Source organism: Natronorubrum halalkaliphilum, from assembly GCF_009834785.1.
Classification (GTDB): domain Archaea; phylum Halobacteriota; class Halobacteria; order Halobacteriales; family Natrialbaceae; genus Natronorubrum; species Natronorubrum halalkaliphilum.
Window position 1 is genome coordinate 1 of sequence record NZ_WUYX01000019.1, and the last position, 20,242, is coordinate 20,242.

23 protein-coding genes are annotated in these 20,242 nt (G+C 63.1%); 15 read left to right on the plus strand and 8 right to left on the minus strand.

The window, feature by feature from the left end; translation table 11 throughout:
• Nucleotides 1–145: 145 nt before the first annotated feature.
• Together GS429_RS04360 and GS429_RS04365 are read right to left on the minus strand one after the other, a co-directional pair.
• A complete protein-coding gene (locus GS429_RS04360; RefSeq protein ID WP_160063089.1) occupies nucleotides 146–1,438 on the minus strand; it encodes a DHH family phosphoesterase in 1,293 nt (430 codons plus the stop codon).
• A gap of 181 nt (nucleotides 1,439–1,619) precedes the next feature.
• Nucleotides 1,620–2,084, minus strand: a complete 465-nt coding sequence (locus tag GS429_RS04365) for a universal stress protein (RefSeq protein WP_160063091.1) — start codon at nucleotides 2,082–2,084, stop codon at nucleotides 1,620–1,622.
• 138 nt (nucleotides 2,085–2,222) lie between these two features.
• Here GS429_RS04365 and GS429_RS04370 point away from each other — a divergent pair, with 138 nt between their 5' ends.
• A complete protein-coding gene (locus tag GS429_RS04370; protein ID WP_160063093.1) occupies nucleotides 2,223–2,684 on the plus strand; it encodes a universal stress protein in 462 nt (153 codons plus the stop codon).
• 63 nt (nucleotides 2,685–2,747) lie between these two features.
• Here GS429_RS04370 and GS429_RS04375 read toward each other — a convergent pair whose 3' ends face one another.
• A complete protein-coding gene (locus tag GS429_RS04375; protein ID WP_160063095.1) occupies nucleotides 2,748–3,344 on the minus strand; it encodes a GNAT family N-acetyltransferase in 597 nt (198 codons plus the stop codon).
• Between the two features lie 2 nt (nucleotides 3,345–3,346).
• Entirely contained in the window at nucleotides 3,347–3,715 is a 369-nt protein-coding gene (locus GS429_RS04380) for a universal stress protein (protein WP_160063097.1), read from the minus strand.
• Nucleotides 3,716–3,939: 224 nt separating this feature from the next.
• On the opposite strand from GS429_RS04380, the gene GS429_RS04385 reads away from it, so the two are divergent.
• The 8 genes from GS429_RS04385 (at nucleotide 3,940) to GS429_RS04420 (ending at nucleotide 11,940) form a co-directional block, all read left to right on the plus strand.
• Nucleotides 3,940–5,379 carry an ATP-binding protein gene (locus GS429_RS04385; RefSeq protein ID WP_160063099.1) on the plus strand — a complete coding sequence of 480 codons (1,440 nt, stop codon included), beginning with the start codon at nucleotides 3,940–3,942 and terminating at the stop codon, nucleotides 5,377–5,379.
• Between the two features lie 106 nt (nucleotides 5,380–5,485).
• Entirely contained in the window at nucleotides 5,486–5,902 is a 417-nt protein-coding gene (locus tag GS429_RS04390) for a VOC family protein (protein WP_160063101.1), read from the plus strand.
• 130 nt (nucleotides 5,903–6,032) lie between these two features.
• Entirely contained in the window at nucleotides 6,033–6,815 is a 783-nt protein-coding gene (locus GS429_RS04395; protein ID WP_160063103.1) for a PHP domain-containing protein, read from the plus strand.
• 325 nt (nucleotides 6,816–7,140) lie between these two features.
• Nucleotides 7,141–7,536, plus strand: coding sequence for a DUF2237 family protein (locus tag GS429_RS04400; RefSeq protein WP_160063105.1), 396 nt, complete (start codon nucleotides 7,141–7,143; stop codon nucleotides 7,534–7,536).
• Between the two features lie 212 nt (nucleotides 7,537–7,748).
• A complete protein-coding gene (locus GS429_RS04405; protein ID WP_160063107.1) occupies nucleotides 7,749–8,573 on the plus strand; it encodes an MBL fold metallo-hydrolase in 825 nt (274 codons plus the stop codon).
• A gap of 125 nt (nucleotides 8,574–8,698) precedes the next feature.
• A complete protein-coding gene (locus GS429_RS04410) occupies nucleotides 8,699–10,171 on the plus strand; it encodes an ATPase domain-containing protein (RefSeq protein WP_160063109.1) in 1,473 nt (490 codons plus the stop codon).
• Nucleotides 10,172–10,211: 40 nt separating this feature from the next.
• A complete protein-coding gene (locus GS429_RS04415) occupies nucleotides 10,212–11,321 on the plus strand; it encodes a sensor histidine kinase (protein WP_160063111.1) in 1,110 nt (369 codons plus the stop codon).
• Nucleotides 11,308–11,940: a hypothetical protein gene (locus GS429_RS04420; protein WP_235920733.1), complete on the plus strand. Its 633-nt coding sequence runs from the start codon at nucleotides 11,308–11,310 to the stop codon at nucleotides 11,938–11,940. Before GS429_RS04415 ends, GS429_RS04420 begins: the two co-directional genes overlap by 14 nt.
• Nucleotides 11,941–11,998: 58 nt before the next feature.
• Here the strand turns inward: GS429_RS04420 and GS429_RS04425 are convergent, their stop codons facing one another.
• From GS429_RS04425 to GS429_RS04435, 3 genes are all read right to left on the minus strand, one after another.
• Entirely contained in the window at nucleotides 11,999–13,078 is a 1,080-nt protein-coding gene (locus tag GS429_RS04425; RefSeq protein WP_328821238.1) for a DUF5787 family protein, read from the minus strand.
• Between the two features lie 59 nt (nucleotides 13,079–13,137).
• Complete coding sequence (locus tag GS429_RS04430) at nucleotides 13,138–13,503, minus strand: hypothetical protein (RefSeq protein WP_160063113.1); 366 nt, start codon at nucleotides 13,501–13,503, stop codon at nucleotides 13,138–13,140.
• 209 nt (nucleotides 13,504–13,712) lie between these two features.
• Nucleotides 13,713–14,660, minus strand: a complete 948-nt coding sequence (locus tag GS429_RS04435) for a winged helix-turn-helix domain-containing protein (protein ID WP_160063115.1) — start codon at nucleotides 14,658–14,660, stop codon at nucleotides 13,713–13,715.
• A 355-nt stretch (nucleotides 14,661–15,015) separates the two neighbouring features.
• On the opposite strand from GS429_RS04435, the gene GS429_RS04440 reads away from it, so the two are divergent.
• The 6 genes from GS429_RS04440 (at nucleotide 15,016) to GS429_RS04465 (ending at nucleotide 18,767) form a co-directional block, all read left to right on the plus strand.
• Nucleotides 15,016–15,456 carry a cupredoxin domain-containing protein gene (locus tag GS429_RS04440; protein ID WP_160063117.1) on the plus strand — a complete coding sequence of 147 codons (441 nt, stop codon included), beginning with the start codon at nucleotides 15,016–15,018 and terminating at the stop codon, nucleotides 15,454–15,456.
• 298 nt (nucleotides 15,457–15,754) lie between these two features.
• Nucleotides 15,755–16,987 carry a translation initiation factor IF-2 subunit gamma gene (locus GS429_RS04445; protein WP_160063119.1) on the plus strand — a complete coding sequence of 411 codons (1,233 nt, stop codon included), beginning with the start codon at nucleotides 15,755–15,757 and terminating at the stop codon, nucleotides 16,985–16,987.
• 21 nt (nucleotides 16,988–17,008) lie between these two features.
• Nucleotides 17,009–17,401 carry a type II toxin-antitoxin system VapC family toxin gene (locus tag GS429_RS04450; RefSeq protein ID WP_160063121.1) on the plus strand — a complete coding sequence of 131 codons (393 nt, stop codon included), beginning with the start codon at nucleotides 17,009–17,011 and terminating at the stop codon, nucleotides 17,399–17,401.
• On the plus strand, nucleotides 17,402–17,971 hold the full coding sequence (locus tag GS429_RS04455; RefSeq protein WP_160063123.1) for a DNA-directed RNA polymerase: 570 nt from the start codon (nucleotides 17,402–17,404) through the stop codon (nucleotides 17,969–17,971). It begins immediately after the preceding gene.
• Between the two features lie 2 nt (nucleotides 17,972–17,973).
• Nucleotides 17,974–18,171 carry a transcription elongation factor subunit Spt4 gene (gene spt4, locus GS429_RS04460; RefSeq protein ID WP_090505944.1) on the plus strand — a complete coding sequence of 66 codons (198 nt, stop codon included), beginning with the start codon at nucleotides 17,974–17,976 and terminating at the stop codon, nucleotides 18,169–18,171.
• 2 nt (nucleotides 18,172–18,173) lie between these two features.
• Nucleotides 18,174–18,767 (plus strand): GTP-dependent dephospho-CoA kinase family protein, encoded by a 594-nt coding sequence (locus GS429_RS04465; protein ID WP_328821239.1) that lies wholly within the window; start codon nucleotides 18,174–18,176, stop codon nucleotides 18,765–18,767.
• Between the two features lie 133 nt (nucleotides 18,768–18,900).
• Here GS429_RS04465 and GS429_RS04470 read toward each other — a convergent pair whose 3' ends face one another.
• Nucleotides 18,901–20,121 (minus strand): RNA-guided endonuclease InsQ/TnpB family protein, encoded by a 1,221-nt coding sequence (locus tag GS429_RS04470; RefSeq protein ID WP_160063125.1) that lies wholly within the window; start codon nucleotides 20,119–20,121, stop codon nucleotides 18,901–18,903.
• Nucleotides 20,122–20,242: the final 121 nt, after the last annotated feature.

Consider the following 20,242-nt stretch of genomic DNA (forward strand, 5'->3'; position numbering starts at 1 on the left):
CATTGTCTGCTTGCTGCTGTTTGCTAGGCACATTCACAGCAAGCAGACGTTCTAACTAAGCGGCTTTGTGAAGTACTGAGGTTGGTCTTCCATCTAAACGCGGTTGGCCGTTCCAGTCGCCACCGAAGCTTCTCGAGGAACCGACCTACTCGTCTGCTTCGGTCGCTTCGTCGTTTGCGGCTTCCGCGGCCTCGCCCTCGGCTTCGGCTTCGGCCTCGACGACCTCCCGAAACGCATCGAGAATGACCTGTTTGGTCACCGCGCCGCGGGACGTCCAGTGGTTCGCGTAGTCGAGCATATCGTCGTAGATATCGGGCTTACAGCCCGCGGCCTTGGGGTGGCCGCCGCCGTTTACCTTCCCCGCGACCTCGTGGCACAACTGGAACTCGTCGGTGCCGCGGATCGACGCGGAGCCGGCGGGCTTGACGACCACCGAGGCGTCGGCTCCCCGTTCGCGCATCGCTTCGGCGACCTCGTTTTGCGAACAGCGGCCGTAGGTGATCCCGACCGTGTAGCCGCCGACCTCGCGGAGTTCCGAGCGGCCGACGGCGCGGTCGATGAGCGCCTCTTTTTCTTCGCGGCGCTCGGCGAGATACGCCTGGACCCAGTCCGGAAGATCGACGCCGTACTCGCGGACGATCTCGACGTACTCGGCCGGGTCGGTCCAGTAGGCGTAGTCCGCGAGGTCGTCGCTCCGAGGGTCCTCGCGCAGCCAGAGGTCGTGGTCGCGCGTGACCGCCGCCAACTCCTCGTACATTGGGGAAAAGTCGTACTCGAGCGAGCGGTAGACCACGTCGGCGCTACACTCCTCGTCCGAATCGCCGACGACCAGTTCGACGCCGGCGTCGCGGACGCCCCGCGCGACCTCGTCGCCCCACTGGTGGTGGTCGTACCACGAGACGCTGTCCGCGGTCTCGAGCGCGGCGTCGAGTTCGTCCTCGACGTACTCGAACCGGTCCGGCGCGAGGTCACAGACGAAGATGTCGATCCCGTCGTCGCCGTACTCGGCGACGCGAGCCAGCGCGTCCTCGACGTCGTGCGGGCTGGCCGGGATCAACGCGACGTTGTGGGGCGTGGGTTCGGGTTCCTCGAGCGGATCATCGGCGTCGCCCGCGAGCACGACGCCGTCCTCGTCGGCGTCGTCGATGGCGTCGGCCGCGTCCGTGGCATCGGTCGGTCCGTCGGCGTCCTCGCCGTCGGATTCCGGCTCCGGAACGTTCTGCACGTCGCCGTAGGCTTCGCGAATCAGCGCCACGCAGGCCAGGCCGTCGGCGTCCGGATCGGCGATGACGGCGACCTCGCTCCCCTCGAGGGCGGCCGCAGTTTGCTCGTCCTCGAGGTCGTCCTCGAGGGTGTCAGGCAGGAAGAAGCCGGTTCCCGGCAGGACCGACTTACGCGCGATCGAGAGATCGCCGCTGTCGATCAGTTCGTCGTACATGGCCGGTACTGAGCGACGGCGGGGGAAGTAATCGCCGGTCTTCGCTTTTCGCCGGCGGCTGGGGACGTGGTCGGGAACAGTATCGTGATAGCAACGGACTCATACGGATTGCTGTAACTATGTACCGCCGATCGCCAGAACGGGGTCGACGATCGGTGGTAATTGACTACAGTAAACCGTATCAGGCTTCGACAGTCGGCTCGTCCGTCGATCCCTCGCCAGCGGTCTCGAGTTGACGAACGGAGAGGACGGGAACGGGGGAGGTCCGAACGACGCGTTCCGCGACGCTGCCGAGCAGGAGTCGGTTCTCGCCGTGGCGACCGCGAGTGCCCGTCGCGATCAGATCGGCGTCGATATCGCGCGCGTAGCTACAGATTTCGGCTGCGGGCCGCCCCTCCCGGACGGCGGTCGTCACCTCCTGGCCGGCCCGGTCCTCGACGGTCGCGAGCGCGGCGTCGGAGGTCGTCTCGAGAGCGGTTCGGAGTTCGTCTCGGAGCTGTTGGGGTGAGGCGTCGACCTCGCTGGCGTCGACGACCGAGAGCGCGTGCACCTCGGCCTCGAAGCGGTCCGCGAGATCGAGTGCGACGTCGACGGCTCGTTTGACGCTTTCGGAGCCGTCGGTAGCGACTACGACCGTATCGAACATGGGCGGAGATTACGGCCGAGGCGGCTTAAACACCGACGACTTTTCCCCGCGGTCGGAACCCGTGTCGACGGTCCGATCGCGACGGTTCCGCCGGGAACTGGGGATGGCTTTTTTGCGACGGGGGACACACCACCGCGTATGGACGATAGCGAGCCGTTTACCGTCGACACTGTTCTCGCGCCGGTCGACGGAAGTGAGGAGTCAGCCACCGCCGTCGAGTACGCCGTCGCCGTCGCCGACCGCTACGATGCGTCGGTCCACGCGCTGTTCGTACTCGGCCGCGGTGTCGTTCGTGGCATGAACGCCGGAGCCGTCGAGGAAGACGCCGTCGCAGCGGATACGCAGGGATTCTTCGACGATATCGGGACCATCGCGGACGAGATGGACGTCCCGCTGGTAACCTCCGTCGACGACGGGTTCTCCCAGACTCGAAAGACGCTTCATCCGGGTAACGTCGTCCTCGACACCGCCGACGACATCGACGCCGACTTCATCGTCCTTCCGAGAGAGCCCGTCACCGACACCGCCTCGACGGAGGTCCTCGAGAAGGCCGCCGAGTACGTTCTCGCGTACGCGAGTCAGCCGGTGCTTTCGGTATGAGTGGTATGAGTCACCCGAATCGTCCGAGAACCGCGTAGACGCGAGAACGGCGCTCGTTCGATCTCAGTTCTCGTTGCCGTTCTCGACGGTCGAGTCGTCCCCGAGACGGATCGCCATCTCCTGTTCGAAGCTCTCGGTACCGGTCGACTCGAAGCCGACCCGTTCGTAGAGGGCGATCGCCGGGTTGTTCCAGCGCTCGACGGTCAGCCAGACGCGTTCGATGCCGATGCCGATCGCGTGGCCGAGTAAATACTCCATCAGCTGCGTGCCGATTCCGGCCCGCTGGTAGTCCTGCAGGACGAAAATCGCGAGCTCCCACTCGATCTCGGCGTTGTCCTCGATCGTCGACGGATCGCTGGTGTCGGGAACGAGCATCGCGTGGGCGACGACGTCCTCCCCGTGTCGGGCGACGACGTTGACGCTCTCGTCGGCGATCGTCTCGAGCCAGTTGCGGATGCGTTCGTCGCCGGTCGGCGGAATCCCCTGTGCTCGGTCGGTCGGATCGAACTGGACGTACATCTCGACGACGTCCTCGAGCGTATCCTCGAAGTCGTCGGACGCCCGAACCTCGATCGTTCGTCCATCCCGATCCTCGAACGACGTCGGCGGCGAGGGGAACGGGCCGGCCGTCTCGTCGGGATACTGTCTCGCACCAGCCATCGTTATCGCACCAGTTTGACGGTCGTCGGCGCGTTCAACAGGACGAACTCGGTGATCGGGCCGAGTTGAATCTTCCCCATCGGACTCAGGGTCCCGCCGCCGATGACCAGTTGATCGAACTCGCCCTGCTCGGCGTAGTCGACCAGTGCGCTCCCCGGGTCGCCCTCGAGTGCGACCATCTCCGCATCGATATCGGCCTCGGAGAGCAATTTCTCGGCCTCTTGTGCCATCTCCTCCTGTGAGCGTTTCGCTTCGGGCTTTTCCACGGTGGCGACGGTGAGATCGTCGCCGACATCGCGCGTGCGATCGATCGTTTGCTCCAGCGTCTTGATCGATTCGTCACTCCCGACGAGGCCCACTAAGACGTTCATGTGCATGTATGTGTACCGATGGACGAAAACCGTTGTGCCGCAGTCCCCGCGAGAGCGACCGTCGGTGGATACGGCGTTACGGCCCGGGCTGTCGACGGACGCTTTCCGAGGAACGATGGGACTGTGGAAACGTACTCGGGACCGAGTGAAGCAACCGTGCGTCACAGCCGCAGACGGTGTACAGGACGACGACGTTAAGAACGTGTGGTGAATACGTTGACCGAATGAGTGATGCGGCGCTCGATGTCGTGGAGTTCCTGCTCACGACGAGCGTATATTCGGACGACAGGACGTTGGACGAGAACGATCTCCCGCCGTCGTTCCGCCGGGTATTCTGGACCGGAGGTGCCGATGACGACCATGACGACGAAACGGGGAGTCACAAACACGCCGGCATTAGCCGGCCGCTCTCAGCCACGAACAGTACCGCGCGCGAAGCGACCGACGTCGATCGGCCCTGGAACGCCGTCTCGGAGCTGATGTTCACCGAACGCGACGAGTTTGCGGGAACCATCACGCTCGCCCAGGAGGGGATGGCCGAGCAGTGGTACGCCGAACGCGCCGACGACGAGCGACTGCGCGAAAACCCGACCCTCGCGAAACACTTCGCAAATCACGAGGAGTTCGGCGATCAGTTCGACGTCACCCACGAGGAAGCCCGAGAACAGAACCGGCCGATCCAGGCCGACCGCGTCTGGATCGACGGCCTCCTCGACGAGTACTTCGACGAAGAGGAGGACGAGGAGATGCTCGACCTCGTCGAGGTCCGTGCACCCGAAGAGGTCGATATGTCCCTCGATGACCTCGTGCTCACCGAGGATCAGGAGAACGAACTCAACAAGATCTCGAAGGCGATCGAACACCGCGATTACCTCGCGAATATCGGCCTTCGCGAGATCGGAAAGCTGCTGTTCGTCGGCCCGCCGGGGACCGGGAAGACGTCGACGGCACAGGCGCTGGCCCAGGACATGGATCTCCCCTTCGTCGAGGTCAAACTCTCGATGATCACGAGCCAGTACCTGGGTGAGACGGCCAAAAACGTCGACAAGACCTTCGAGGTCGCAAAGCGTCTCTCGCCGTGTATCCTGTTTATCGACGAGTTCGACTTCGTCGCCAAGACCCGCCGTAGCGACGAACACGCCGCGCTCAAACGCGCCGTCAACACGCTCCTCAAGAGCATCGACAACATCTCGCTCATCGAGGACGACGTGTTGCTGATCGGCGCGACCAACCACCCCGATCAGCTCGATGACGCGGCCTGGCGGCGCTTCGACGAGATCATCAACTTCCCCAAGCCCGACCACGGCATGCGCGCGGACATCCTCGGACTCATCACCCGGACGATGGACATCCAGGAGTTCGATCCGCAACTCATCGCCGACGTAACACAGGGACTGACCGGCAGCGACCTCCGGATGGTCCTCCGGGAAGCCGTCCTCGAGGCGCTGACCGAAGACCGAACCACGCTGACCCAGGAGGACCTCATGAACGCCGTCGAGGAGTTCGAGGAGCGCGATACGCTCAAGAACATGGACATGATGGGCGGAGACCACGACGCGCTCGTCGCCGGCGGGGATCTCGGCAAGGCGAGCGACGGCGGTGAGCCGAGCGATGACGACGGGCATTCGCACGATCACGATCATAACCACGACCACAGCCACTGAATCGGAGGCCCCTGTCGTCGACGCGTTCGCTGAAAACCTGGTTCGTCCCCCCGCCAGTCACGTCAACGATCGACTACTATTTGCCGCGAGTCGACACAACACTGGTATGAGCGACGACCACGCCGACCCCAACCACGCCGGCCAACTGCATCACATCGAACTGTACGCAACAGCCCTCGAGCCCGCGATCGAATTCTGGGACTGGCTGCTCGCCGAGTTGGGTTACGAACCGAAAAACGAGTGGGAGAGCGGCCGTTCGTGGATCAACGGCCCGACGTACATCGTACTCGAGCGGGCCGACGATTCCGACCAGCCGTTCGACCGGCAGGCGTCCGGACTGAACCACCTCGCGTTCCACGCGGCCTCCCGCGATCAGGTCGATAGGCTCACGGCCGAAATTCGAGAGCGCGAGGACGCGAGCATTCTCTACGACGACCGCCATCCCTACGCCGGCGGGTACTACGCGCTCTACTGTGCGGCTCCGGAGGGGCACAAAGTCGAAGTCGTCGCGCCGAGAGAGTAGGCACGGCAAGCGCGGACCGCTATGTGAACCGGGACCGAACACAGAATCGAATCCGTACCGAACCCGAACCCGGATCCCGACCTGGCTTTTCGAGCGAAACTACCAACTGTCCGCTCGATGTCCTCGGCGTATGCACGACTACCACGCCCACACCAACTACTCCGACGGAGGCTTTCTCAAGGGGATGGTTCAGGCCGCCGACGCGGCCGGACTCGAGGGAATCGGCCTGACCGACCACTGTACGGTTTCGTCTCGAGACGGACCGGAAACCGTCCGCAGCGTCTACGGCTTCAATCTGGATCTGACCTACGAGCGCCGACGGCGGGCGATCGAAGCCCAGCGCGACCGCGAAGAACTTTCGGTCGAGATTTACGACGGGGTCGAGATGGACTACGATCCCCGCGACGAGGCCGCTATTCGCGAGTTTCTCGCGGACGCGGACTTCGACTACACTATCGGAAGCGTCCACGCGGTCGACGGGCTGAACGTCCAGGTGCCGAGCAATTTCGCCGGCCTATCGCGCGTGGAGCGCGATGCGATCGTCGACGACTACTTCGAGAATCTCGTCGCGCTGATCGAATCGGAACTGTTCGACGTCGCGGCCCATCTCGACCTGATCGAACGGACGCCGGCGCTGCGAGGGCGGGCATCGACGGACCACTACGAGCGCGTCGCTCGAGCGCTCGCTGACTCGCGGACGGTCCCCGAAATCAACGCCGGGCGAGCCGTCGCCGACATGGCGATCGTCCACCCCTCGGAGACGTTCTTCGATATCTTGCGGGAGTACGACGTCTCGGTCACCGTCGGCTCGGACTCCCACGAGCCGGGCGAGATCGACGCTCGAGCGACGTTTCTCGAGGAGTACTTCGAAACTCACGGCATCGAGCCGGTCGCCCCGCCAGGACTCAATTGATCGCGGTTCGGTTAGCGACGGACGATCTATGGGTGATTGCTATGCCGATGCTGGTGACGGTTCTCAGTAGGGGGTCGTCTCGACGAAACGTCACAAGAATGTGAACTGAGCGGCTGCAGTCACCATAGTCGGTCGGTTACTGGCGATCCCGATGTTCGTTCCATCGGCATTCGACTGTCCCCCTGCTGACCGGGCCGATTGCGGTCGGTGCCGAAGAACAACCGCGGACGACGGTCGACGAGACGGTCTTGAGTAGCGAGAACCCACTACCGCTTCGGGTTCCCCGTTCCGCACTCTTTTGCCCACGGCATCCGAGAACACACATATGACCGAGGATCGGAACGTCTACGGCGCCGAACTCGAGCCCTGTAGCACGGATCCCGCGACGGGCTTCCTCCGAGACGGCTGCTGTCGACGCGTCGAGGGTGATCGGGGTCGCCACGAGATCTGTGCCGTGATGACTGAAGATTTTCTGCGGTTCAGCAGGGCTCAAGGCAACGATCTCGTGACGCCAAAGCCCGAGTTCGAGTTTCCGGGTCTCGAGCCCGGGGATCGGTGGTGTCTCTGTCTCGGGCGGTGGATAGAGGCGGTCGAGGCCGACTGCGCGCCGCCAGTGGTCCTCGAGGCGACCCACGAAGGAGTGTTGCGAGACGTCGATCCGGATCTGCTGCGGGAACACGAGTGCGAACCGCAGACCGGTGGTGACTCCGGGACGGAGTAGGCGTCGTCCGTCTCGCGGGGAAATACCCTTTATGTGGTGGGTCCTAATCACATCCCAATGAGCGACGAACCGATACGGGGGAACGTTACGGCCACGTTCGCCGGTCGAACACGAACGGACGGTCGTAACTCGTGGGCCCATCGCAGGGAGTTCGAGCGGCGGCTCGTCCGAGCCGGTTCCGTGGGCGTCGCCACCGGAGGCCTAACGTAACGATGCGGGTGACGCTGCTGGGTGCCGGCGATACGACCGGAACGCCTACCGTGGGGTGTGACTGTGACACCTGCGAGACCGCCCGTGAGCGCGGTATCGAACGCACCCGGTTTTCGGTCCACGTCGAAAACGAGCGCGTCGGCGAATCGCTACTGATCGATTTTAGTCCGGACTTTCGCTACCAGTTCCTGCGCGAAGACGTTCCCCTGCCCGACGCCGCCGTCATCACCCACATCCACTTCGATCATCTCGACGGCCTGGGCAACGTCTTTCGCGTCTTCGACTCACTGGACGTCTACGCGGCGAACGAAACCGATCCCAAGACGGGCAAGAGCGTCGCCGAAACGGTCAGCGACGACTACCACTATCTCGAGCCGATCGACGTCTATCCGACGACACCCCTCGAGCCGATCAATGTCTGTGGCTTCAACGTGACGCTGGTTCCGGTCGAACACCCGCCGCTGGTCTGTTACGGGCTCGCGATCGAGGATCCCGTCACGGGTGCAAAGCTGTCGCTCTCGGGGGATACGAGCTACAACGTTCCGGCCGAATCCCGTGAGATCCTCGCCGATCCTGACCTGTTGCTCGCCGACGCCATCGTCCCCGCCCACCTCTGTGACTACCATCCCCTCGGGGGCCGTCACGAGAACGAGGACGGCGTGCCCCGGACGTTCGGGACGAAACACATGACTCGAGAGGGCGCGCTCGAGTTGGCCGACGAACTGAACGCCGAGCGGACGCGGCTCGTCCACCTCGCCCACTACTACCCGGCCGAGGAGGCGTTCGAGGAGCCGCTGGCGATCGACGGCGAGGAGTACGTTCTCTGAGGGATACAAAATCAATACCGAACGTTGGCAAAGCGAACAAAGACGCCGAAAACTGAAATATCGTCAGCGTATCGTTCTTGTTCCAGATGGGGGAATTTATAACCGAAAGTTCCGTGAGTGTGGGCATGGGCCCGAGTATTTCCCCGCTGAGTAGCGGCGTTGACGGTCTGGACGATATTCTTCGCGGGGGGCTCGTTACCGGTCGAATGTATCTCATTCAGGGTCAGCCAGGAACCGGGAAGACGCTGCTGGGTATGCACTTCCTCGAGGAGGGACTCGAGAACAACGAGACGGTGCTGTTCATCCACGGCGAAGAATCTCGCGAGGAAATTCTCGCGAACGGCACGGCCGTCGGGATCGATATCGCCGACGCGGAGTTTCTGGATCTGGGACCGGATTCCGACTTCTTCACCGAGGATTATTCGTACGATCTGGTCGATCCGAGCGATATCGACCGGGACCGATATACACAGGATATTCACGACGCTATCGGGGAGATCGATCCGAATCGCGTCGTCATCGATCCGATTACGCAACTGCGATACGTCGAAGCGAACGACCACCAGTTCCGCAAACGAATTCTCGCGTTTATGCGGTTTCTCAAACAGCGCGAAGTTACCGTGATCGCCACTGCGACGTCTGCTCCCGATCAGGACTACGATACCGAGATTCGCTCGCTCAGCGATGGTATCGTCGAACTGACTCGAGGTGACGCCGGACGGCGAATGAAAGCGGCGAAGCATCGCGCGCTCGGCCAGATGGCCGGCGATCACGGAATGGAGATCCGCAACGAGGGCGTCGAAGTCTATCCACAGTTGATTCCTGAACAACACGACCGACCGTTCGAGTCGGATCGTGTTCGCTTCGGAATCGACGAACTCGACGACCTGGTCGGTGGCGGTTTCGATCGGCGAACCGTGACGTTCATTAGCGGTCCGACGGGGACCGGAAAGACGTCGACCGGGACGCAGTTACTGTGTCAGGCGGCCGAGAACGGGCTCCAGTCGGCGATCTATCTCTTCGAAGAGGACCTGCAGACGTACGGCCACCGGTCAAAGTCGATCGGCATCCCCGTCGAAAAGCTGTGCGAGGAGGGGGCGCTTACGGTGACCGAAGTCGAGCCGCTCACGCGCTCTGCCGAGGAGTTCGGCCACATGGTCAAACAGCAGGTCGACCAGGAGGGGGTAGACGTCGTGATGATCGACGGTATCGACGGCTACACGGTCGCCCTGCAAGGCCAGGAAAGCAAACTGGTCCGAAAACTGCACGCTCTGACGCGATACCTGCGGAGTCGCGGTGTGACGGTGTTGATCACGAACGAAATCTCCGAGATCACGGGTATCTCCAGAGCAACCAGCGGCGATCTCAGCTACATCGCGGACAATCTCATGTTCCTGAGCTACGTCGAAATGGACGGCAGCCTCCGCAAAGTCATCGGCATGTTGAAAAAACGGACCGGCGGGTTCGAACACACGCTTCGCGAGTTCGAAATTACGGCGGACGGGATTCACGTCGGCGAACCGTTGACGGGGCTCTACGGCATTCTGCAAGGAGCGCCGCGAATGGGCGACGGCACGGACAGTATCCTCGACCAATGAGTCGGATGGCACCCGCTTGCAGTTTCGACGTTCGTTATCTATGAGCGCGGACGAACACCGAGAAACAGTCAAGCTACTCATCGGCGAGACGGGAAACCGAGCCGCAGTTAGAGAGTTGCTCGAGGGACAGTACGAGGTCGACACCGACCAGTCGGTCGGCGAGGCCGACTGCTATCTCGTCGACGACCACACCTTCCCCGACTATCACGAAGCGCTGCGCGAGCGTGTCGAACGGAGTCATCCCGTATTCTGTCCGGTGGTCGTCGTTCGGCGCAGAGACAGCGCCCTGCGGCTTTCGCTTCCGGATCCGGGCGAACGCGACCCGCCCCTGCTCGTCGACGAAATCGTCGACGCGCCGATCGATCGAACCGTCCTCTTTCGGCGCTTGAACACCCTGCTCACTCGACGAACGCAGTCGAAGGATCTGCGCCGGTATATCACGCGCCTCGAGGAGTCCAACAGATCGCTCGAGCAGTTCGCCTACGCCGCCAGCCACGACTTGCAGGAGCCCCTGCGGATGGTCTCGAGCTACCTGCAACTGATCGACCAACGGTACGGTGACGCCCTCGACGAAGACGGCGACGAGTTCCTCGAGTTCGCCATCGACGGCGCCGATCGGATGCGCGGGATGATCCACGGCCTCCTCGAGTACTCGCGAATCGATGCGGACGGAGAGCAGCTAGCGCCGACGGACCTCAACAACGTCCTCGAGGACGTCCTCGAGGACCTGCAGATGAAGATCGACGACCACGACGCGCAGGTCACGGCGGAGTCGTTGCCCCGCGTCGAGGGTGACGCCGACCAGTTGCGCCAGCTGTTTCAGAACCTGCTCGAGAACGCGATCGAGTACAGCGGCGACGAGGTACCTCGCGTACGCGTCGCCGCCGAACGCGTGGGACAGAAGTGGCAGATATCGATCAGCGACGAAGGGGTCGGGATCGATGCCGACGATCAGGAGCGCATCTTCGAGGTGTTCGAGCGCCTTCACAGCCACGAGGAACACGCCGGGACCGGAATCGGTCTAGCGCTTTGCAAGCGGATCGTCGAGCGCCACGGCGGCGAGATCCGGGTCGAAAGCGATCCTGGAGAGGGGGCGACGTTTACCGTTACGCTTCCCGCGAGCGACGAACACGCGAATGACGAGCAGTGAGGGGGCTGTACTCGAGGGCGGCGGCCGTGACCGGTGGGTGCCGAAACGGACACTCAAGAGCCTCGAGCCCGGACTGGCACGTATGGAGTGGACCAGGCGGCGTCTGATCGGGACGAGCGCGGCGGTCGCTGCTCTCGCGGGCTGTCTCGGGGAGGACGATCCCGACGAGAATCCGGACAGGGACGACGGCGAATCGGTCGAGACTGACGACGCCGGCGACGACGACCGCGACGCCGAAACGATCCTCGAGGAACACGACCTCGAAGATCACACCGGCCAGGAGGTCGTCGAGATCGCGGTCGATCCCGAGGGGGACGGCTTCGAGCCCGAAACGCTCAAGATCGATCGGGACACCGTCCTCGAGTGGACCTGGGAGGGGCCGAGTACGGCGGTGTATCCGATCGACATCCCGTCGGACTGTCTGTGGGCGGAGGAAGTCGACGCGGAAACGGTCGAGGAGCGAGACGCCGGCGAGGAGAGCGATCGGCTCTTCTGGGCCGAGGGTGCGTACCGCTACGCCAGCCGGGATGCAGACGGCGAGGAGTTTACCGGCGCGTTCCGGGTTCGTGATAACGAGGCCGGGGCTGAAGGCGACGAGGACGAAACCGAAGACGAGTAGCGCCACACGTCCGCGCTACCGAGAGCACCCCCTCTCGAGAATCAATGCGTTGCCGTGGTCAGCCGAACTGGTCCAGCCCGGACTGCTGGCGGCGTTTGCCGTCCGGATCGGCTTTCCAAGGCGTTCGGCGATCGCGCTCGGCCTCGAGATCGATTGCTGTCGCGGAATCCGCATCCGACTCGAGCGCTGAGCCGGAGTGCAACTCTGGATCTGTGTCCGAGTCCGAGTCTGGAACTGAATCTGCATCTGTATCTGTATCGGCATCTGAAACCGGATCGTACCCCCCACAGGAAGCGCCACACTCCGAGCCGGCGTCGACGATCCGCCCCTTCCACTCGCAGTAAGGAAGCGTCGCGCCGCTCGAGTCGTCGGGATCGCAGGCGCCGCAGTCGGGAAATTCGTACGTCCGCCACCCCTTGCCGTAGGTGCGCTCGGCGATCCGTCGACGCTGCCGTGCTTTCGCGTCGGGGTCGACGACGGCGATCTCGGTTCGGCCGGGGTGGGCCTCGAGCGGCTCGATTCCCGGTTCGTCGACCGGAAGTGACGTCGGCTCGCGGACGATTTCGATCTCGAGCGGAGCGCCGTCCTCGCGATGTACGCGCCAGACGCCGACCTCTTCGGGGATTCGATTCAGGTGTGCACGCGTGACGTAGCTCTCGGTCGCGAGGATCACCTCGTCGACCAGCGCGAGGCTGACGTCCGTTCGTAACTGGGCCTCGAGGTCGCCGGGTCGGCCGAGGTCGGGTTTGTTCTCGATACCGACGATACGACCGTACCAGTCGGGGTAGCGCGCAACCTGTCGGACGTAGTCCCGTCCCTTGCGGTGTTCGCGCTCGAAAAATCCGATCTCGCAGGCTCGTTCCGTTGCGCTCCGTGCCCGATCCGGGTGACAGTCGAAGGCGGTCTTCCAGTAGCGCGCCCGGCCGGTTCCCACCGCCGACTCGATCGCGGCGTCCGGAATCGACTCGCTCGTGAGTCGAACGCGGTCGTCGAACTCGGGGCCGGGCTCGACGCAGAGCACGTCGAGAATTCGCCCGCCCGGATCGGCGACGCTCGCGCCGAGCTGTCGGGCGAGAACGCCGTCCCGGCGGGTCTCGAGGTGGGCACACAGCTCGAGTTCGAACGCGAACTCACTCACGGCTACCGCGAGGGGTGCCAGCGGCAAAAAGCGCGCGATTCGACGACTCGATTGGCGGGTTACTCCTCGAGAGCGGCGGACGCGGCCGAGCGTCGGCTTTCCTCAGTCGATGGCTCAGTGTCGACGCTCGCCGACCCAACGCCGGTCGAATCGGTACCGCTCGAGTCTCGAGTGAGTCGCGTCACGACGACGACGACGAGGCGCTCGATCGTGGCTGGGACCGCGATAGCGACTGCGAGGCCGGTGATGGCCCCGATTCCAGCCCCGAATCCGAAAATCGGTACGAACGCGAGCACGGACCAGACCGCAACGCCGACGCCGCCGCCGACGAGCAGTCCGAGCGTCGAGAGCGTCGCGACACTCGCTGCTCGCGAGAGCGGCCGACCGGGGCGGCGTGGCGATCTGTCAGGGTGAGTGTAGACCATTGGACTTCGTTCGAACGAACGGCCGCCATCCGAATAAGTGTAATCTGAAAAACATTTTTGTACGCTGCGATACTGAAATCCGTTTCAGTATGAAACGTGACTTATACGGCGTCTCGAGACGAGCCGTTGGCTGACTCGAGCCGGAAACAGACGTATATGACAGCCAGATAATTCAGGATTCGGACACTAGACGTCCGAGCGACCGCCGCTCAGTCGACCGATTGGACGGTCGTCTCGAGAACGTCGAGGCCCCCGTTCAGGGTGGCTCGAAGCTCGTCTCCCTCGAGCGGGATGCGGACGCGAAGGCGGGTTGGATCGCGATCGACGAGCGTCGTGTACTCGTCGGAGACACACCACGGGAGCGTCCAGTAGGGCCGCTCGTCGAGCGAGACCCCGCGTTCGCGGTGGAAGCTGACGACTCGCGAGTGATCGAGCAGGCGGAGCCCGGGTGCCGAACAGAGGGTGTGACCGCACTGGACGCATTCGTGATCGACCCGGACCGTCGCGCCGAGACAGCACGCGTCGTCTTCGACGACTCGCGACTCGACGCGGCCGCTACACTCCGGACAGACGCCGTCGGCCGCGAGGCAGTGGAGGTGTTTGACGCGCTGATCGAAGGCGTCGGCGACCTCCTCGCGCGTCCGGTCGTTCAGGCCGCCCGGCGGAAAGTCGTACTCGCCGTGACCGTGTCCGCAGTCGGCACACGCGATCGCGAGCTGTTCGTCCCGATACCGGGCTTCGACGGGCCCGTCACAGGCGACGCACGCACCCTCGACCGGGAACGGCTCAATCGTCGGATGTTCGTTGAACGAGCCGGCGATCACCGAGCGGACGACCTTCTCGCCGGCGTGTTTGAAGTCGTATCCGCCGCCGGACCGGCCGCCCGACGAGCCCCCGCTCGCGGAGCCGTCCTCGACCTGGGTAACGAAGTGGTCGGTCAACTGCTGGAGGTGGTAGTTGAACTGGGCCGAATCGCGCATCCCGACCTCGCGACGGAGCTCCGAGAACGAGACCGGCCGGTCGTCGGCCGCCCACAGCGCCTCGAGGATGGACAATCGCGTCTCGTTGCTCACCAGCGCGAACGCGTCGGCGGGATCGAGACAGTCCGTACACTCGAGCGGGCTCTCGCCGTCACTCGAGGCGTTCGATCGACTCATGCCTAGGATTACGCGAGTAACTGTCAAAACCTTTTCCTGAACGACGTTTTTGCAATGTCGTTGTCAATAGGCGACGACAGCCTTGCGAGTCTCGTCGTCTCGACCGCGCCGATCGGCGGTTCCGTGGTGGCCGATGTCTTGGAGACGGCGTTACTGATCGCGTGCTCAAGTTTCCAGCGAGCCCCGAGCCGTCGGTCCACCGAAATTTGAGGGCGTAGCACCCTTCGTGACTGCAGCGAACGTGGCCGTGCGGTTCGCGACGGCGAGTTGCCTGGCGGTGATCGGGGCGAAAACGTGGTACGATAGGCGAATTCGGACGAACTGTTATCCTGAGCTACTCCGTAGAGCGACCTATATGTGGACGCGACGAGCGCTCTTCGGAGCGGCCTGCACGACGGCCCTGTTGGCAGGCTGTCTCGGAGACGACGAAGACGACGCTGAGGAGGGAGCGAACAACGGTTACGATCCACACCTCGACGAAATCGACGACTACGATCCGGTCGATCGAACCGGTGAGTCGAAGCTCACGATACAGATCTCACCGGGCAGAGAACCCGCGTTCGATCCGGATCCCGTTATGATCGACTCGAACACGCAGGTCACCTGGCGGTGGGGCGATAGTACCGGGGAGATCGAACCGGTCGAGGTACACAGCCCGTGCCAGTGGTCCGGCAGCGACGGTGGGACCAGCCACTCTTGGACGTTTCCGTTCGAGGGAAAGTACGTAATCGGCTACTCGTCACCGGACGTCGAGGGAGTCACCGGAACCATGTTCGTTATCGATCCGGACGACTGAAACGGTCTGCCGTAACGATTAACCGGCCCGGCCGCAGGGCGGTCACAGCCTCACCGTGTCTGACGGACAGTATAGCGTCTACCTTGGAGGACCAGCACAACGACGAGCGAGGAGAGTCGGAGCTCCTCAGGGAGATACTCCTCACTACCCACCAGTCCCGCACACACCGACGCGAGACAGCTGAATATCACGTCTCTGTTCCGGGGAGGGAGCCGTCTTCACCCGCGCTTGTAGAGAGCAGAACAGTAGGTTTATCAAGCGCACGGGGATAGGGCTATCTAAGATTACTCACCGTCTTATGGCAGGAAATCAACAACCGGAGGTGAACATCGGGCTCGTCGGTCACGTCGATCACGGCAAGACGACACTGGTCCAGGCCCTCAGCGGATCGTGGACTGACCAGCACTCAGAGGAGATGAAACGCGGTATCTCCATCCGTCTTGGCTACGCGGACGCGACGTTTCGCTACTGCGACGGAGCGGACGAACCCGAGTGTTACACCGTCGAGGAGGAGTGTCCGGACGGCTCGGAAAGCGAGCCGCTGCGGACCGTGTCGTTCGTCGATGCCCCGGGTCACGAGACCCTGATGGCCACGATGCTCTCTGGTGCGTCGCTGATGGACGGCGCGGTGTTGGTGGTCAGCGCCAACGAACCCGTCCCACAGCCCCAGACCGAAGAGCACCTGATGGCGCTCGACATTATCGGCATCGACAACATCGTCATCGCCCAGAACAAGGTCGACCTCGTCAGCGGCGATCAGGCCCGGGAGAACTACGAGGAGATCCAGGAGTTCGTCGAGGGGACCGTCGCCGAAGACGCCCCCGTCGTCCCGGTTTCGGCCGGCCAGGAGGTCAACCTCGACCTGCTGATCCAGGCAATCGAAGAAGAGATCCCCACACCCGACCGCGACCCCGAGGCCGATCCGCGGATGCACGTCGCCCGCAGTTTCGACATCAACAAACCGGGGACTACGGCCACGGACCTCGCCGGCGGCGTCCTCGGCGGTAGTCTCGTCCAGGGCGAACTCGAGGTCGGCGACGACCTCGAGATCCGACCCGGCCGCGAAGTCGAAGAGGGCGGTCAAACGGAGTACGTGCCGATCCAGACGTCGATCCGTTCGCTGCAGGCGGGCGGGAAGTCCGCAGAGACGGTCACGCCGGGCGGTCTGCTCGGCGTCGGGACCGGGCTCGATCCCGCACTGACCAAGGGAGACGCCCTCGCGGGTCGGCTGGCCGGCCCACCGGGATCGCTGCCGCCGACGTGGGAGGAGTTCACGATGGACGTCGACCTGCTCGAGCGCGTCGTCGGCGCCGAAAGCGGCGAGACGGTCGACGAGATCAGCACCGGCGAACCGCTGATGATGACCGTCGGCACGGCGACGACCGTCGGAGCCGTGACCAGCGCTCGCGAGGGCGAGTGCGAGGTCAATCTCAAGCGGCCAGTCGCCGCCGAGCCGGGCGCAAAGATCGCGATCAACCGCCGCATCGGTGCTCGCTGGCGGCTGATCGGACTGGGAACGCTCAAGGAATAGCGACGAGGACGACGAAGACGAATGAGCACGTCGACGCAGGTGGCCCTCGATACGAGCGCCCTCATGATGCCGGTCGAACTCGACGTTCGGCTGTTCGACGAACTCGATCGGGTGGTCGGAGCCTACGAGCCGACGGCCCCACAGGCCGTCGTCGAAGAACTCCGACGGCTCTCCGAAAAGGGCGGTAACGAGGGAACGGCCGCAAACGTCGGCCACGACCTCGCGACCGAACGCTGTCTCATCGTCGATACGGAGGCTTCATACGCCGACGACGCGCTTGTCGAACTCGCCCGCGAGGGGAACGTCGACTACGTCGTCACGAACGATCGCCCGCTGTGTGACCGTGTACTCGAGGAGCGTGTACCGGTAATTGCATTACGCGGGAGAAACAAGTTAGCGATCACTCAACCATAGATGTACAAACGGGTCAGACTGAAAGACACCGTAGAAGTACCGCCGGAGGAGCTCGGCGACGTCTCGCCGGACCTCGTGAAGCGACTGCTGCAGGACAAACTCGAAGGCCGCATGGACGAGGAGGTCGGCAGTATCGTCTCGGTCACCGACGTCCACGACATCGGTGAGGGGACGGTCCTGCCGAACCGACCGGGCGTCTACTACGAGGCCGACTTCGACGCCGTCACGTTCGATCCGCAGATGCAGGAAGTCGTCGACGGCACCGTCGTCGAAGTCGTCGAGTTCGGTGCCTTCGTCGGCATCGGCCCCGTCGACGGCCTGCTCCACGTCTCACAGATCAGCGACGAGTATCTCGCCTTCGACGGCGAGAACCAGCAACTCGCCTCGAACGAGTCCAACCGCACGCTGGGCGTCGACGACGCCGTCCGCGCGCGAATCGTCACGAAGAGTATCGATGAACGGAATCCGCGCGACTCGAAGATCGGTCTGACGGCGAAACAGCCCGGCCTCGGGAAACACGGCTGGCTCGAGGAAGAACACGAAAAGCAGGAAGCGGCGGCGGGTGAATAACCATGGCCTCGGATCGCCTCGTCTGTCGAGAGTGTCACCGGGTCAACGATCCGGACAACGAGACCTGCGACGCCTGTAACTCCTCGTCGCTGACCGAGGACTGGGCCGGCTACGTCGTTATCGCCCACCCCGAGGACAGCGAAATCGCCTCGGAGATGCAGGTAACCGAACCCGGCGCGTACGCGCTGAAAGTCCGGTAGTCGTGGCTCGGGACGACGATACGGCAACGCCCGACTCGACCGGTGCCGACGAGCAGCTACTGGTTTTGCCCGACGATCTCCGCCACGAACTCAAGGAGCCGATGGGACCGATCGAGACCGACGCAAACGTCTTACTCAAGACCGTCGACGGGCCGCTGATCGCCGTCGGTGACGTCGTCACCTACCACTTCTTACGGGCGGGCCATCCGCCGGACGTCGCAGTCGTCGACGAACGAACCAAGCGACAGACGGTCGACGAGGAGATCCGCGAGACGGTGACGGAATCGACCCACCTCGAGGCCGTCAACCCGCCCGCCGAAATTTCGGCCGAAGTGATCGAGGCGCTCCTCGAGGGGATCGCGCGCGAAGAGCCGACGACGATCCTCGTCGAGGGCGAAGAGGATCTGATCGCGCTGCCGGCGATCGTCGCCGCGCCCGAAGGGGCGAGCGTAGTCTACGGCCAACCCGACGAGGGGATGGTTCACGTGACGGTCACGGACGACCACCGGGCGGAGATGCGCGCGTTGCTCGAGCGCTTCGAGGGCGACACGGAGCGGTTCTGGGAGTTGCTCGAGAGCGCGAACGGAGACGAATAACGTTCGTCACTCGAGCGTATCGAATGGAACGGGACTGGCCGGCGACGTTTTTGCCGAGCACAGAGCATCACTACCGTCAACGACCCCGACCTCGGGGGTCGGGGCTTGTCAGTGAACTCCCGCTCTGCCGCACTTAGGCGGAGGCATTGAAATCGCCGTTCGCGTTCACGGTTCCTGACTTTAGGGCTAGTTGACTGGTAGCCCGTCCAGAACCAGACTTGAGCCAGTTCTGGACAAGACGCCACGCCACATTCCGTGCAGCGTTGTAATCCGCGTGCAAGACTTTCCCACACTTCAAACACTCGAACTCGTCACCATCACGGTTATTCTCGTGGGTGAATCCACACTCGCTGTGACTGCACCGCTGTGACGTGTATTGGGGCGCAACGGTTTCGACTTCGATGCCGTGTTCTTCGGCCTTGTACTCGACCTGTCGCTGAATCTCGCGGAACGCCCACTGCTGGAACTTCGAAGCGTTCGAGATGCGCGTCCAAATCCACGTCAACCGCTCGAACGCGATATGCGTACAGTCGTTCTCAACAGCTTCTGTGATGATGTCGTTCGATACGTCGTGCAGGCGGTGACGGCTCCACTCGGCAAACCTATCGCCGATTGACTGGATGGTGAGGTGTGCCGAGCGAGTGCCTATTCGTTGCAGGTTTCCTCGGCGGCGTTCGTACTGGTCGCGCTTGTGGTTGAGTTCGTCCGTGTTGCCGAGGAACGCTCCTGTACTGGTGACGGCGAGGTATCCGTCCACGTTGAGGTCAACGCCGAGAACCACTCCGTTCTCGGTCTTCTCATCGCTAGAAATAGGTTCAACTTCTTTCTCGACTGCGACGTGGAGGTAGTATTCTCCGTCACGCTTGTGGAGCGTGGCCTCTTTCTTTTCCCATTCAGCTTCGTCCCAGTAGTCCTCGAACGGCGTGCCTTCGTCGTCGTGTGGGAGGACGTACTCGGCTGTCACGCGGTCGCCTGTGGTGGCGAGCGTCACGTGGCCGTCGTTGTACGTGATTGTGCGTCCGTTGTACACGATGACAGTGCCTCGGAACTCTGGCTTGCTCGTGTTTTTGTCGTCGTCGAGCAAGTCCTTACAGTTTCCGAGAGCGGTCGCGGCGAGGTTTCTGGCGGATTGGACGAGACTGGCTTGGAGGGTGGTTTGTTCGCGGACTTCGGTGTACGTGGCTTCGTGAAGTTTGTTTTTGGCTTTGACGAGGTGGTCAGGGTCGCCGCTCCACCCGTGGTCTGCGACGTGTTGGGCAGCTTGGCGGAACTCCTCGAAGGTCTGGTCAACGTCCGAGTGTCGTGACTCGGCGATGTTGAGTTTGACTTGGATGTTCCTGACCACCTCTGCCATACTTCATTAGAAGGGACAGAAATATTTAATACTTAGTGTTTAACAGCGTGGGGGAGTTAGCCGTTCTGTGATGCGTGGTTAGTTTCCCAAGTGTCGGCTTCCTCCCCGACCTCAAGGGTCG